The sequence below is a fragment of the Alistipes sp. 56_sp_Nov_56_25 genome (assembly GCF_001915285.1).
Classification (GTDB): Bacteria; Bacteroidota; Bacteroidia; order Bacteroidales; family Rikenellaceae; genus Alistipes; species Alistipes shahii.
This window is the reverse complement of sequence record NZ_MNQF01000029.1, coordinates 12,449-27,274: the sequence shown is the minus strand read 5'-3', so window position 1 is coordinate 27,274 and position 14,826 is coordinate 12,449. Positions and strand designations below refer to the sequence as shown.

Below are 14,826 nucleotides of genomic sequence, written 5' to 3'. Positions count from 1 at the left end.
TATGCTTTTTTCCGAAAAGTTTTTTATCTTTACATTGAATTTTATGATTTTTAAAGCATACTATCGGCGAAATGAAACAATTTGATTCTTCCCTGCTGCATGACAAGCTGAAGGAGTACTTCGGCTTTTCGTCGTTCAAGGGAAACCAGGAAGCGGTGATCCGCAATGTGCTGGAAGGCAAGGATACTTTCGTGCTGATGCCCACGGGCGGCGGCAAGTCTTTGTGCTACCAGTTGCCGGCCATGCTGATGGACGGCGTTGCGATCGTCATATCGCCGCTGATCGCCCTGATGAAGAATCAGGTCGACGCCATGCGCACCTTCTCGGCCGAGTCGGGGATCGCGCATTTCCTGAATTCGTCGCTCAACAAGACCGCCGTGGCGCAGGTTCGGCAGGACGTGCTCGACGGCAAGACCAAATTGCTCTATTTCGCACCCGAGTCGCTCACCAAGGAGGACAACGTGGCGTTCCTGCGCAAGATAAAGGTTTCGTTCTACGCCATCGACGAGGCGCACTGCATTTCGGAGTGGGGACACGACTTCCGCCCGGAGTACCGCCGCATCCGGCCGATCATCAACGAGATCGGCTCGGCGCCGCTGATCGCCCTGACGGCTACGGCCACGCCCAAGGTGCAGCTCGACATCCAGAAGAATCTGGGCATGTCCGACGCCTCGGTCTTCAAATCGTCGTTCAACCGCCCGAACCTCTACTACGAAATCCGGCCCAAGCACAACGTCGACCACGACATCATCCGTTTCATCAAGCAGAACGAGGGCAAGAGCGGCATCATCTACTGCCTGAGCCGCAAGAAGGTCGAGGAGCTGACCGAGTTGCTCGTGGCCAACGGCATCCGGGCGCTGGCCTACCACGCCGGGATGGATGCGTCGACGCGCGCCGCCAATCAGGACGACTTCCTGATGGAGCGCGTCGAGGTGATCGTGGCGACGATCGCTTTCGGCATGGGCATCGACAAACCCGACGTGCGCTATGTCATCCACTACGACATTCCCAAGTCGCTCGAAGGCTATTATCAGGAGACGGGCCGTGCCGGCCGCGACGGCGGCGAGGGCTACTGCCTGACCTTTTACAGTTACAAGGACATCCAGAAACTCGAGAAGTTCATGCAGGGCAAGCCCATCGCCGAACAGGAGATCGGCAAGCTGCTGCTGCTGGAGACGGTTTCCTACGCCGAGAGTTCGATGTGCCGCCGCAAGACGCTGCTGCACTATTTCGGCGAGGACTATACCGAGGACAACTGCGGCAACTGCGACAACTGCCGCAATCCCAAACCGAAGGTCGATGCCCGGGCTGCGCTCAAGATGGCGCTCGAAGCCCTGCGCGACATCGGAGACAAGTTCAAGGCCGACTATCTGGTCAACGTTCTGGTGGGCAAGACCACGGCCCTGATCAAGAGCTACGGGCACAACAAGTCGAAATGGTTCGGTGCGGGCGCCGAGCACGACGCCCGTTTCTGGGGCGCGGTGCTGCGTCAGGCTTTGATACTGGGCCTCATCGACAAGAATATCGAAAACTACGGGCTGATTTCGGTCAACAAGAAGGGCGAGGGCTATATCGCCCTGCCGTTCCCGGTGACCGTGACCCTCGACCACGACTACGACGAGGAGGAGAAGGAGTCCGAGTCCGTGGCTCCGATGGGCAAGGGCGGCGCGGCCGACGAGGAGCTGTTCTCGATGCTGAAGGACCTGCGCAAGAAGGTCGCCAAGCAGCACGGGCTGCCGCCGTTCGTCATTTTCCAGGACCCGTCGCTGGAGGACATGGCCGTGCAGTACCCGATCACGTTCGAAGAGATGCAGAACATCACGGGCGTCGGCGTGGGCAAGGCGCGCAAGTTCGGCGAGGAGTTCATCCGCCTGATCAAGGCCTATGTCGAGGAGAAGGAGATCATCCGTCCGCAGGACATGATCGTCAAGGGCGTGGCCAGCAAGTCGGGCAACAAGATCTTCATCATCCAGTCGATCGACCGCAAGATGGATTTCGAGGACATCGCCCGCGCCAAGGACCTCGACTTCGACGAACTGCTGACCGAGATCGAAGGCATCGTCAACGCCGGAACGAAACTCGATATTTCCTACTATCTGAAGGAGTTCATGGACGAGGACAAGATCGAGGACATTTACCTCTACTTCAAGGAGGACGCCGAGAGCGACTCGCTCGACGCGGCCATCGAGGAGCTGGGGGCCGATTATACCGAGGAGGAGATACGCCTGGTGCGCATTAAGTTTATGTGCGAGCAGGGCAACTGATTTTCGGTTTTACAGGGTGTTTTCCGCTCTTCGTCTGCGGCCCGGGACCGTCCTGCTTTTGCAGCTTCTGCTCGGGTCCGAAGCCCGGAAACCGTTCCTCCGGAATCAAAAAGCAGATGAAACGGGGTTGGCCTTCGGGTGCCGCTGGCAAGGACGTAACTAACCGATATAACCTAATTTTGACGCCTATGAACAAGAAGACTTTTACTTTAGCCGTGATTTTTCTGATCTGCGCGCTGGGGTGGCTCGGGGCCAATGTCTATTGGCGGGTGACGCGCTCCAACTGCGTGAATGTGTTCGATCTGGTCGTGGGCGTGCTGTTCGTCGCGGCCGGAGTCGGAATGGTGTATAACGAGTTCAACAAAAAGAAATGCAGACACCTCGATGAGGTGAACAAGCACAAAATTCCCTGACCGATGCGTGCGATAGACCGTTTTCAGGCCGTCATGGCCGTCGTATTTTTCATAGGGACCCTGGTTTCGGCCTGGCGGGTCGCCGTCGCCGACGGAGGGGACATCTGGTACGTTCCCGTGATCATGGCCCTGGCATCCGCCGCGATGACCGTCGGCGCGTTGCAGCACCGGAAAAGGAAAGTTACCCAAAATAAGGATTGACATGAAAACCAATCTTATGCAGCTCCTGCGCCTCGTACTGATGGTGCTGGCTGTCGCGGGCGTCATCTATGCCATCGAATTCATGGAGCGCGGCATCGCCGTGTGGTTCTGGGTTGCGCTGCTCGGTATCGGGTTCGTGGGCCTGCTCTATACGTTCCGCCTGACGCAGCGCCGCGTGGCCCGGGAAAATCGCGAGCGGCAGCGGCTCGAAAAGAAGCGCAGCCGCCGTTCGAAACGCTGACCGGGGCTGTAACCGGAGGATGTCGGTCGTTTTGCCGGTTCCGGGTGCGTGACCCGGCCGGAATCGTTTTCCGGGGTCCGCAGGTTCCGTGCGGCTCTTTCGGCCGGGACCGCTCGTCCGGTCGTTTGGACGTTGACCCCGGCTCGGAGCGCTGCTCCGAATCTTCGGTTCTGTCCGATCAGCCCCCCCCCTCCTGCATGCGCCGGCCGCCGGACAATCTTGTCCGGCGGCCGGCGCATGTTCAGTTCTGAATCGAGGCGAGCGTTCCGTTTTCGAAATAAAGGTAGCTGTTTGTTCCGTAGACCCATTGTTCGTGTACGCCCCAACTGCCCGACATGGTGTTGATGTCTTCGGGCGACCCCCATGCCTCACGGCACATTTCCCGGGTCATACCGATCCGGACTTTGCCCTCCAGGATCAGCTCGGCAGTAGCCTTGCCGTATTTCCGGTAGAGCGCAGCCTTACGTTCCTTCTGCTCTTTTTCCTGTTGCAGGCGGGCCTCTTCGCGCTTCCGGGCCTCCTCGGCGCGCTGGGCGTATACCTCTTCGGACGGGGTGAAGATCAGCTCTTCCATGAAGGCGCGGTCGCTGCCGAGGGTGTATCCTTCGACGCCGAAAGGTGTCGGGTAGCGGCAAAGCGGGATGTAAATCCGCACGCTGTCCTCTTTCCGTTCGAATACGAACGCGGGCACGGCGTAACCCGTTCCGTCGCCGATCAGCCGGAGGTCGAGGCACTTCAGTTCCGTGCCGAAATTCAGCCGGTTCTCTTCGCCCTGCATGGTCTTGGCCTGCAATCCGAAGTATCCGGAAACATATCCCGGAGCTTCGGGTTTGCGCTTCGTGAGGAAGAACTCCCTGCCGACGTATGCCGCACGGTACTTCTCGATCAGCCCTTCGACGACGACCGGGTAATATTCGTCCCGCAGGTTCGTTTTGTCTTTTCCCGCATGTGCATACCAATAGAGTGTTTCTCCCTCTTTGGATCGGAGCCGGAAAACCCGGAACGCCTCTCCCTGGATTCTGTGTGTCTTGAGACCTGTTATTTCGAAGGTTTTTCCTTCGATGGCTTCCGCCGGGGTGAACCAGCCCGTTTCGGGAGCCGTCGGAAAGAGGTCCCGTCCGAGAACGTGCGACTCCATTGTCGTGCATCCGCAGGCGGCTGTCGTTTCGTCTTTGTAGAACCGGGGACGGTAGGTATCGCTGTAAAGGGTGTCGATCCGGAAATCCTCGGGGCGGACCTTTCTGCGGGGTTTGCGTAGCCATGTGGTGTCGACGCGCACGACGGCGGGCGTTTCCGCGAGGAAGTTGACGTAGGCGGCCGGGCGGAGATCGGCGTGAATGTCCCGGGGATAGAACAGGATGCGTTGCCCGACGAGGCTTTCGTAATAGGCGGCGTCGCCGCCCGTGCGGATGTTTGCCGTCGAATCGTATACCGCCGGCGCGGTTTTCTCCGGCGCGGCGCCGTGCGGCAGGACGGATTGGACTTTGAGTTGTGCCGAAGCGTCTGCGATGCAGCAGAGACCGAGCAGGGTGGGGAGGAGGCGTTTCATCTTTTTGTCGTATGGACCCAAAGGTAGCGATAATTCCTGTCTTTGGCGCCGCAGCGGCGCTTTTATTTGCCGGAGCGCTTTGCAATTCGCCGGCGATTCGGTTTTGAGCCGGCTTTTTCTTATCTTTGCTGCCTACAATGTAAAGTTTATGGGAGAAGTAAGGGCAAAAAAGGCGCTGGGACAGCATTTTCTGGTCGACCTGAATATCGCACGCAAAATCTGCGATTCGCTTTCGGGCGGCAGTGCGGCCGGCGGACCGTGTACGGTGCTCGAAGTGGGGTGCGGCATGGGCGTGCTGACGCAGTTCCTGCTGCGGCGCAGCGACATCGTGACCTGGGGCGCCGAGATCGACCCGGAGAGCGTCGCATACCTCCACGCGCACTACCCGGAGTTCGCGCCGCGGCTCGTCGCGGGCGATTTCCTCGGGATGAACCTGCGCGAACGCTTTCCCGAAGGACTGAAAATCATCGGCAACTTCCCCTATAACATCTCGTCCCAGATTTTTTTCAAGGTGCTGGAGAACCGCGATCTCGTTCCCGAGTGCGTGGGCATGATCCAGAAGGAGGTCGCCGTGCGGCTGGCCGAGCCTCCCGGTTCGAAGGAGTACGGCATCCTGTCGGTGCTCCTGCAGGCGTGGTACGACATCGAATACCTTTTTACGGTGAACGAGACGGTTTTCAACCCGCCTCCGAAGGTCAAGAGCGCCGTGATCCGCCTGCGCCGCAACGCCACGGAGCGTCTCGGCTGCGACGAAACCCTGTTCGTGAAGGTGGTGAAAGCCTCCTTCGGCCAGCGGCGCAAGATGATCCGCAACTCGCTGAAGTCCGTGTTCGGCGATTTCGGCGGGGCCGAGCACCCCTTCTTCACCCGGCGCGCCGAGCAGCTGGGCGTCGCCGAGTTCGTGGAGCTAACGAATTGGGTTTCGCGATTTTCGATTTTATAGGGCATCTTTGCACTTGCATTCGTGCGGCACGAATGGGACGTATTTCGATACTACCCATCCGTGCCGCTCTTCGTTTAAGCACAAATCTGTTCCGGCGACCACCGTCACCAGGTCTTCGCGGCGGAGGTATTTCCGGGCCAGCTGCTGCACCCCGGCGGGCGTCATCTCCCGGATACGGCGTATGTTGCTGCCGATCACCGTGTTGTCGCAGCCGCAGAGGATGTTTTCGATCGTCACGTCGGCGATGCCGAACGGCCCGTCGAGAATGCGCATCATCTCGCCCGTCATCATGTTTTTCACCAGCTCCAGTTCCGCTTCCGGCATCGGCTCCGCGCCGAGGCGTTCGATCTCGGCGTAAATCTCCCGCAGAGCCTCCTGCGTCACGTCCGCGCCGACCTGGGCCGCTATGGCGAAATAGCCTTCGCGTTCGAAGTTGACCATCGCCGAGACCACGCCGTAGGTGTAGCCGTGCTCTTCGCGGAGGTTCTGCATCAGGCGCGAGCCGAAATAGCCGCCCAGGGCCGTCGCCACGACCTGCATGCCCAAAAAATCGGGATGCGTGCGCGGGAACAGCAGGCGGCCGATGCGCAGCGACGACTGCACGGCCCCCGGGTACTCGACGAACGCCGTATGCGTGGTCTCGGGCGCGGGGAAGGCGGGCGGCGCTTCGGCCGCGCCGCGGGGAATCCGTCCGGCAAGCTCCGCCACGGCCTTCAGCTCGTGGTCGCCGATGCGCCCGCTGCACACGACGAAGCAGTTTTCGGCGGTGTAGAACCGGCGGTAGAATCCCGCCACGTCGTCGCGCGTGAGGCTGTCGTAGGCCTCCTCGTGCGACGAGACGCCGTAAGGATGCCGCTCCCCGAACAGCGCCCGTGCGAAGGCCTCGCGGGCCTTCACGTCGATCTTCGCCCGCTCGACCGCCAGCCGCTGTCTGCGTTTGGCGGCGTAGGTGCGCAGCTCCTCCTCGGGGAATGCGGGGCAGAGCAGGATCTGCTCCGCTACGGCGAGCGTCGGGTCGAAGAATTTCGAGAGGGTGGCGAAATTGATGTAGGCGTAGTCGCGGTCGACGTTCACGTCGTACCACGAGCCGTAGTAGTCGAGTTGTTCGGCGATCTGGTGCGCCGTCATGTCGCGTGAGCCTTCGGAGAGGAGGTTGGCGGCGGCCGACGCCGAGAAGGGCGCCTGCTGGAGGGCCGATCCGGCGCGGAAGACGAACGAGATGCGCAGCACCTCGAAATCGTCGGAGGCGAGCGTGTAGAGTCCGATGCCGTTGGGCAGCGTCGTGCGGCGGGCTTCGGCGACCTCGACCTGCGAGGGAGTTATGCGGGGTTGTGTCATTTCCTGGCGTTGTAAATGAGTGTGGAACTGTTTTCGGGCCGAAGCGTGCGGCGGCTGAACGAGCGGATGTCCTCGTCGGTGACGGCGCGGTAGCGGTCCACCTCGCGGTTGATCAGGGAGAGGTCGCCCAGCATCTCGTAGAACCCGAGGTTCATCGCCTTGTTCATCACGTTCAGTTCGCCGAAGAGCGTGTTGGCTTCGAATTTGTTCTTGACCTTTTCGATTTCGTATGCGGTCGCGACGGTCGTTTGCAGGGCTTCGATCTCTTCGCGGAAAGCCGCTTCGGCCGCTTCAGGCGTCACGCCCGGGAGCAGCTGGCCCGTGAAGACGAACAGTCCCGGATCGACGTCGCCCGTGATGTAGGCGTTGACGCTCGACAGCAGGTTGCGTTCTTTGACGAGGTGCGTGTAGAGGCGTCCCGAGTCGCCGCCCGAGAGCAGGTCCGAAACCAAGTCGGCGGTGTAGAAATCGGGCTTGGTGCGTGCGCACATGTGATAGGCTACGGTGACGGTCGAGGCCGGCACGTCGCGTTCGACCTCCTGGCGGCGGGCCTGTGTCTGCATGGGTTCCTGCGGGATGGCGGCCGTCGCGGACGGGTGGTCGGCGAGCGGCGCGAACCACTTTTCGGCCAGCTCCAGCATCCGCTCCTCCTCCATGTCGGCCGAGATCGACAGAATGGCGTTCGACGGGCGGTAGTGGGTGCGGTAGAAGGACTCGACGTCCGCGAGCGTGGCTCCGGCGATATGGTCGGTCGCCAGGCCGATGGCCGCCCAGCGGTAGGGGTGGACCTTGTAGGCGAGCGCCCGCAGCAGCATCGTCTGGTCGCCGTAGGGCTGGTTGAGGTATCGCTGGCGGAACTCCTCGATCACCACCTTCTTCTCGGCTTCGAGCTTGGCGGGGGTGATGTCGAGTCCCTCCATGCGGTCGCTTTCGAGCCAGAGGGCCGTTTCGAGGTTGTCCTTCGGGAGCGTGATGTAGAAATCCGTGTAGTCGTTGTTGGTGAAGGCGTTGTTGTCGCCCGAAGCCATCTGCACCGGAAGGTCGAAATTCTCCACGGTGCGCGTTCCGCGGAACATCAGGTGTTCGAACAGGTGGGCGAATCCCGTGCGTGCGGGGTTTTCGTTGCGCGCGCCGACCCGGTAGAGGATATTCACGGCGGCGAGTTTCGACGCCCGGTCGCGGTTGACCACGACGGTCAGCCCGTTGGGGAGTGTTTTTCTGGTGTATGGAATCATAGTTGCGCAAAGGTACGAAAAAGTCCGGTGGCTGCAAACCGGGATTGCGTGGGGTGGTCCCGTAGAACCTTCCGGCAGATAAAAGGGCGGTCGCGCCCCCGGGGACCGTAAAAAAGCAGCGGCGGGAAATACAAGTGACGCCTCATTGTTCGGAAAATGGATTCGGTGACTATGAAGAAGTTTGGGATAGGAATCCATCGCTCCCGCCGCTGCATGACCGGTACATCGGCAGAAACGAGAAGAGTGCTGCCGAGATCCTGGCTCCTGCGGCTCTGGTAAAGCCTGTAAACCCCTCACATCAGCGCGCTCCCTTCGGGTACGATCCATTGTGGGTTTACAAAAAATTTACCAGATTTCAGGAGCCCCAATATAACCGTTTCAATAACGATATTTAAAGAACGAATGCAAACGTGTTTCCGAGGGCAAAGTTAATAAAAAATCCCGGTTTGCGGCCAATGTGTCCGAAAGTCCTATTCATAAACCTTATTTTTGCGGCTCCGTCCGTCCGGCCTGCGGTCCGCGCGCCGCGCGCCGTGTCCGGACGCGGCGTTTCCGCCCTCGGGATGCGTGCGCCTGCGGGTAATTCACTATTGGTTAGCCTGTTCTGCAACTCGGTGATTTCCCGGCAGTTTGTTGTTAATTGAATAACAACCCGGCTGTTATTCGATTCACATTTGAAATGTCGAAAAATAACGCTTTTTTGAACAAAAGTAAGTGCGGATTCTCGGCTGAAATTGCTATCTTTGCATCGCCCGTGTTTCCGGGCTGTGTCTGGATTGTTAGGAAAAACACACAAATATCATCTAAATTTCAACTAAAATGGCAGAAAAGAAATTTATCACTTGTGATGGTAACTACGCTGCGGCCCATGTGGCTTACATGTTCTCGGAAGTCGCGGCCATCTATCCCATCACGCCGTCGTCGACGATGGCCGAGCTCGTGGACGAGTGGGCCGCCCAGGGCCGTAAAAATATCTTCGGAGAGACCGTTAAAGTCGTTGAAATGCAGTCCGAGGCCGGAGCCGCAGGCGCCGTGCACGGATCGTTGCAGAGCGGCGCCCTGACCTCGACGTTCACCGCTTCGCAGGGTCTGCTGCTGATGATCCCCAACATGTACAAGATCTCCGGCGAGCTGCTTCCGGGCGTGTTCCACGTTTCGGCGCGTGCGCTGGCCGCACAGTCGCTGTCGATTTTCGGCGATCATCAGGATGTGATGGCGGCCCGCCAGACGGGTTTTGCCATGCTGGCCACCTCGTCGGTGCAGGAGGTCATGGACCTCGCCGGCATCGCGCACCTCGTGTCGCTGAAGGCCCGCGTTCCGTTCCTGCACTTCTTCGACGGTTTCCGCACCTCGCACGAGATCCAGAAGATCGAACTGATCGACGAAGCCGCGCTGACGGCGCTGCTCGACCGCGACGCCCTGAAGGAGTTCCGCGCCCGCGCTTTGAACCCCGAACATCCCGTTACGCGCGGTACGGCCCAGAACCCCGACATCTATTTCCAGACGCGCGAGGCTTCGAACAAGTTCTACGACGCCATTCCCGACATGGTGGCCGACACCATGAAGGAGATTTCGAAGATCACGGGACGCGACTACAAGCCGTTCGTCTACTACGGCGCGAAGGACGCCGAGAACGTGATCGTCGCCATGGGTTCGGTGACCGAGACCATCAAGGAGACGGTCGACTACCTGATGGCCAAGGGCGAAAAAGTTGGTGTCGTCACCGTGCACCTCTACCGCCCGTTCTCGGTGAAATACCTGATGGCCGTGCTTCCCGAGAGTGTGAAGCGCGTCTGCGTGCTCGACCGCACGAAGGAGCCGGGAGCCAACGGCGACCCGCTGTATATGGATGTCGTGGAGGCGTTCGCCGCCTGTCCGTGCGACCGCAAGCCGCTCGTCATCGGCGGGCGTTACGGCCTTTCGTCGAAGGACACCACTCCGGCGCAGATGCTGGCCGTGTTCGAGAACCTGAAGATGAACGAGCCGAAGAACCAGTTCACGGTGGGTATCGTCGACGACGTGACGTTCCGTTCACTGCCCGTCGGCGAGGAGATTTCGCTCGCGAAGCCCGGCACGTTCGAGGGCCTCTTCTTCGGTCTGGGCGCCGACGGCACGGTGGGCGCCAACAAGAACTCGATCAAGATCATCGGCGGCACGACCGACAAGTACTGCCAGGCCTATTTCTCCTATGACTCGAAGAAATCGGGCGGCTACACCTCGTCGCACCTGCGTTTCGGCGACCTGCCGATCACGTCGCCCTATCTGGTGACCACCCCCGACTTCGTGGCTTGCCACGTGCCTTCGTACGTCGACAAGTACGACGTGCTGAAGGGGCTGAAGACCGGCGGTTCGTTCCTGCTGAACTCGGTGCACGACGCCGAGACGACCTGCGCGACGCTGCCCGACCACATGAAGGTCTACCTGGCCAAGAACAAGATCAACTTCTATATCATCAACGCCACGAAGATCGCCGCCGAGCTGGGTCTGGGTTCGCGTACGAACACCATCATGCAGTCGGCCTTCTTCAAGATCGCCAATGTCATTCCGTTCGACAAGGCCGTCGAGGAGATGAAGAAAGCCATTCTGAAATCCTACGGCAAGAAGGGCGAGGACATCGTCAACATGAACTATGCGGCCGTCGACGCCGGCGGCAACGCCGTGGTGAAGGTCGAGGTTCCGGCCGAGTGGGCGAATATCGTCGTGAAGGAGGAGGAGCACACGGCCGATGCCGCGCGTCCCGACTTCGTGAAGAAGATCGTCGACCCGATCAACGCCCTGAAAGGCGACCTGCTGCCCGTTTCGGCCTTCAACGGCCGCGAAGACGGCACGTGGGACAACGGCACGGCCGCTTATGAGAAGCGCGGCATCGCCGTCAACGTTCCCGAGTGGAAGATCGGGAACTGTATCCAGTGCAACCAGTGCGCCTATGTCTGCCCCCACGCCGTGATCCGTCCGTTCCTCGCCACCGAGGAGGAGGCCGCCGCTTCGGGCGTGGAGTGGAAGCAGGGCCTCGGCGAGACCAAGGAGTACAAGTTCCGCATCCAGATTTCGCCGATGGACTGTACGGGTTGTTCGAACTGCGTCGACGTCTGCCCCGCCAAGGATAAGGCGCTCGTGATGCGCCCGCTGGAGGAGCAGATGCCCCAGCAGAAGAATTGGGATTACATCACCAAAAATATCGGTTACAAGCAGGTCGTCGACAAGACCAAGTCGGTCAAGAACCTTCAGTTCGCACAGCCGTTGTTCGAGTTCTCGGGCGCTTGCGCAGGCTGCGGCGAGACCCCCTATATCAAGGCCATTTCGCAGCTGTTCGGCGACAAGATGATGGTTGCCAACGCCACGGGCTGCACCTCGATCTACTCGGGTTCGGCTCCCTCGACGCCCTACTGCACCAACGCCGCCGGCCAGGGTCCCGCATGGGCCAACTCGCTCTTCGAGGACAACGCCGAGTTCGGTTTGGGTATGCACGTCGGCGTGGAGAAACTCCGCGACCGCGTCCAGGAGACGATGGAGAAGGCCATCGCCAACTGCACCAAGTGCTCCGAGGAGTTGAAAGCCGTGATGAAGGAGTGGATCGAAAACCGCGGCTCGTCGGCCAAATCGGCCGAGGTTACGGCGCGCCTGATCCCGCTGCTGGAGGCCTGCGGCTGCGACTACTGCAAGGAGATTCTCGAGCACAAGGACTGGCTCGTGAAGAAGTCGCAGTGGATCATCGGCGGCGACGGCTGGGGTTACGACATCGGTTACGGCGGCGTGGACCACGTGCTGGCCACGGGTCAGGATGTGAACATCCTCGTCGTGGACACCGAGGTCTACTCGAACACCGGCGGTCAGTCGTCGAAATCGACTCCCGTGGGTGCCGTCGCCAAGTTCGCATCGAGCGGCAAGCGCATCCGCAAGAAAGACCTCGGCGCGATGGCCATGACCTACGGTTATGTCTATGTGGCGCAGGTTTCGATCGGCGCTTCGCAGCAGCAGCTCTTCAACGTGCTCAAAGAGGCCGAGGCTTATCCCGGACCTTCGCTCGTGATCGCCTACGCTCCGTGTATCAACCACGGCATCAAGGGCGGCATGACCCGCACGCAGACCGTCGGCAAGGAGGCCGTAGCCTGCGGCTACTGGCACCTGTGGCACTACAATCCGCTGCTTGAGGAGCAGGGCAAGAACCCGTTCGTGCTCGATTCGAAAGAGCCGGATTGGTCGAAGTTCCGCGAATTCCTGCTGAAGGAGGTGCGCTACACCTCGCTCCAGAAGTCGTTCCCTGCCGAGGCCGACGAACTGTTCGCCGCTGCGGAGGAGAACGCCAAGTGGCGTTACAACGGCTACAAGCGTCTCGCGCAGATGGAGTACTAACCGTCTGTTCCCGCTGTAAGGGTCGCATCCCACACGGGGTGCGGCCTTTTTTGGGCGGTATTCCGCGAACGCCCGAAGCGTCGCCGGCGTTGGAAGGCCGTGCTTTCATCCTTTTCGGCAGCCGGTTGTTGCGCAACCCGAATATATTGCCTATATTTGTCTGACGGAAACAGGCCCGAGGCGAAGAAACGCTTTTCTCTGCTCGCCGCCGTTTGATCGTCTGCTGTGCCTTGCGGATTGGATGCACGCCGTGCGCCCTTGTCGCCGGCACGCCCCGCCGACGGGCCGACGGGAACACCCGCGGCTGCCGAGCCGTCCATGACTGGATCAAACCCGGCGATGCGTTCGACAAAGCCCGGGCGGACGCCTGTCTGATGGCCGTACAGCCTCCTGCCGAGGGGCAGGTGCCGGCAGCCGGTTATCGTCTGGCGCGTGTTTTGAATGAATTGTTCGGTTAACAAACGTATTTTGAAATTATGAAAAAGATTTTTGCAGCCGCAGCGCTGCTTTTAGCCATGACCGCCTGTGGCGGATCGCAGAAAGAGGCCCTTCCGCTGGAGGGCACGACGTGGAAACTTGCCAAAATGGAGGCGATTCCCGCCAAGGCCATCGACGCCGAGGCCGATTTCTTCACCCTGCAGTTCAGCGCCGCCGATACGCTCGTGTCGGGCCGTACCAACTGCAACCGTTTCTTCGGCAAGTACGAGCTGAAAGGGCAGAAGCTTGAGTTCGAGAATCTCGGCATGACCCGGATGGCCTGTCCCGAGATGCAGTACGAGGACGCTTTCGTGAAGATGCTCGACGAGGTGGACGGCTACGAGATCAAGGGCGAGGAGTTGAAATTCTACGACGACAAGAAGCTGCTTGCCGAGTTCCGCGCCGTGCAGGACGCTGCGGCTCAAAAGAAATAAGTCGTATCCCGGCCTGAATGAAAAATCCCACTTCCGAGTGTCGGAAGCGGGATTTTCGTCTTTTTGCCGCGACCCGCGGCCGCCCTCCTATGCGGGGTGTCATTCTCCGGAAGCGATTCCGGCTTCGAGCCGTTCGAAAAATTCCCGGAGCGGGATTCCGTAGTAGGCGCACAGGTCGGCAAGCGTCGAGACCGAGATGTTCCCGCGTCCGGATTCGATCCGGCCGATATTGATGTCGGTGTCGGTGAAGACCTGCTTTTGGGAGAGGTTGCGCGCATGGCGCAGTTCGCGCAGCTGTGCGACCACGCCCCGGACCACAGGCTCGTTATATCGTTCGTTTTTCCGCCGCATGGTACAAAGATACGTTAAATTCGGCAATTTCCGAAGCCCGGTCGCCGCATCCTTCGCGGCCCTGCAAAAAGTCCGCAGCGCACCGCCGGTCACCGGCCTTCTCTTGCCCGCTGTTCGCCGTCTGCTGTTCGCCGCCTACTCTCCGCCCGCCTCCACAGTCCGTCGCCCGCTGTTTGCTGTTCGCCGCTTGCTGCCCGTGGTTTGTCGCTTGTTGCCTGTGTCTACTGTTCGCCCTCCGCTGCCCGCCGTTCGCTGCCCGCCCCCCCCGTCTGCCGCTCGCTGTTTGCTGCCCGTGGTTTGTCTCTTGTTGCCTGTGCCTACTGTTCGCCCTCTGCTGCCTGCCCTCCGCTGCCCGCCCTCCGCTGCCCGCCCTCCGCTGCCCGCCGTTCGCTGCCCGCCGCCCCCCCCCGTCTGCCGCTCGCTGTTTGCTGCCCGTGGTTTGTCGCTTGTTGCCTGTGCCTACTGTTCGCCCTCCGCTGCCTGCTACTCTCTGCCCATCCTCTGTTAACCTCTGCTTGTCATTCGCTACTCTCCGCTCGCCGTTTGCCTCCCGCCACCGCTGCCCGTCACCACAGTTCGCCGCCCGCAAACAGCCGCCGCGCGGGTCGATTCCTCTCCGGCAAACCCGTTTTTGTCCGGATATGCGCTGAATCGGCCGCATATGTGTGCCGAAAGGAGATCAATGTTATTCTGTTTGGCCTCAGACGTTGTCGAAACGGAATTTTTGTTTATATTTGTACAAATAAACAAAGGTAAACAACTCTTTATCCCTCTGGCTAATCGAGGGAACTTCATCAGGAGACTGTTTGAACCGGGTATGGCTGTTGTCAGCACCGTGTTATGCCTTGATTTGAGGATTGGGGCCGGCACGGGCACGGGACGATTTTCCTGTTCCGGCTCCTTGAAGCCTGCATTGAGAGGGACCGACTTGCGCTTTTTTGCTGGAAACAAAGCCGCGCGGTCATTATTCCGGGGCGGCGTCCGCCGTTGCATCACGGTCGGGATTTCTGACGAAATCCCCGTGCTG

The 14,826-nt window shown here is 60.1% G+C and carries 12 protein-coding genes; 7 read left to right on the top strand and 5 right to left on the bottom strand.

The features are described from left to right. Positions 1-71 precede the first annotated feature (71 nt). From recQ to BHV64_RS08070, 4 genes are all read left to right on the top strand, one after another. Positions 72-2,264, top strand: coding sequence for a DNA helicase RecQ (gene recQ / locus BHV64_RS08085; RefSeq protein WP_015546699.1), 2,193 nt, complete (start codon positions 72-74; stop codon positions 2,262-2,264). Positions 2,265-2,452: 188 nt separating this feature from the next. Then, complete coding sequence (locus BHV64_RS08080) at positions 2,453-2,677, top strand: hypothetical protein (RefSeq protein ID WP_015546700.1); 225 nt, start codon at positions 2,453-2,455, stop codon at positions 2,675-2,677. A gap of 3 nt (positions 2,678-2,680) precedes the next feature. Continuing rightward, positions 2,681-2,878 (top strand): hypothetical protein, encoded by a 198-nt coding sequence (locus BHV64_RS08075; protein WP_015546701.1) that lies wholly within the window; start codon positions 2,681-2,683, stop codon positions 2,876-2,878. Position 2,879: 1 nt separating this feature from the next. After that, a complete protein-coding gene (locus tag BHV64_RS08070; RefSeq protein WP_015546702.1) occupies positions 2,880-3,119 on the top strand; it encodes a hypothetical protein in 240 nt (79 codons plus the stop codon). Between the two features lie 241 nt (positions 3,120-3,360). Here the strand turns inward: BHV64_RS08070 and BHV64_RS08065 are convergent, their stop codons facing one another. Continuing rightward, positions 3,361-4,668, bottom strand: a complete 1,308-nt coding sequence (locus BHV64_RS08065; protein WP_217727561.1) for a hypothetical protein — start codon at positions 4,666-4,668, stop codon at positions 3,361-3,363. A gap of 148 nt (positions 4,669-4,816) precedes the next feature. Here BHV64_RS08065 and rsmA point away from each other — a divergent pair, with 148 nt between their 5' ends. Then, complete coding sequence (gene rsmA, locus BHV64_RS08060) at positions 4,817-5,611, top strand: 16S rRNA (adenine(1518)-N(6)/adenine(1519)-N(6))-dimethyltransferase RsmA (protein ID WP_022062201.1); 795 nt, start codon at positions 4,817-4,819, stop codon at positions 5,609-5,611. Here rsmA and BHV64_RS08055 read toward each other — a convergent pair. Then, entirely contained in the window at positions 5,606-6,949 is a 1,344-nt protein-coding gene (locus BHV64_RS08055; protein ID WP_288115717.1) for a M16 family metallopeptidase, read from the bottom strand. The two genes, rsmA and BHV64_RS08055, sit on opposite strands and share 6 nt — an antisense overlap. Beyond that, a complete protein-coding gene (locus BHV64_RS08050; RefSeq protein WP_149887464.1) occupies positions 6,946-8,184 on the bottom strand; it encodes a M16 family metallopeptidase in 1,239 nt (412 codons plus the stop codon). The genes BHV64_RS08055 and BHV64_RS08050 overlap by 4 nt, the downstream gene beginning before the upstream one ends. An 819-nt stretch (positions 8,185-9,003) precedes the next feature. On the opposite strand from BHV64_RS08050, the gene nifJ reads away from it, so the two are divergent. Then, positions 9,004-12,537 (top strand): pyruvate:ferredoxin (flavodoxin) oxidoreductase, encoded by a 3,534-nt coding sequence (nifJ, locus tag BHV64_RS08045; protein ID WP_044054167.1) that lies wholly within the window; start codon positions 9,004-9,006, stop codon positions 12,535-12,537. Here nifJ and BHV64_RS08040 read toward each other — a convergent pair. After that, positions 12,534-12,998 carry a hypothetical protein gene (locus tag BHV64_RS08040; protein WP_288115716.1) on the bottom strand — a complete coding sequence of 155 codons (465 nt, stop codon included), beginning with the start codon at positions 12,996-12,998 and terminating at the stop codon, positions 12,534-12,536. The genes nifJ and BHV64_RS08040 overlap by 4 nt on opposite strands. A gap of 15 nt (positions 12,999-13,013) precedes the next feature. Here BHV64_RS08040 and BHV64_RS08035 point away from each other — a divergent pair, with 15 nt between their 5' ends. Continuing rightward, positions 13,014-13,448: an META domain-containing protein gene (locus BHV64_RS08035; RefSeq protein ID WP_229028817.1), complete on the top strand. Its 435-nt coding sequence runs from the start codon at positions 13,014-13,016 to the stop codon at positions 13,446-13,448. Between the two features lie 99 nt (positions 13,449-13,547). On the opposite strand, the gene BHV64_RS08030 is transcribed toward BHV64_RS08035, so the two are convergent. Beyond that, the gene (locus BHV64_RS08030) at positions 13,548-13,799 is read right to left on the bottom strand and encodes a helix-turn-helix domain-containing protein (protein ID WP_015546707.1); all 252 of its coding nucleotides are present in this window, start codon (positions 13,797-13,799) and stop codon (positions 13,548-13,550) included. Between the last annotated feature and the right edge of the window lie 1,027 nt (positions 13,800-14,826).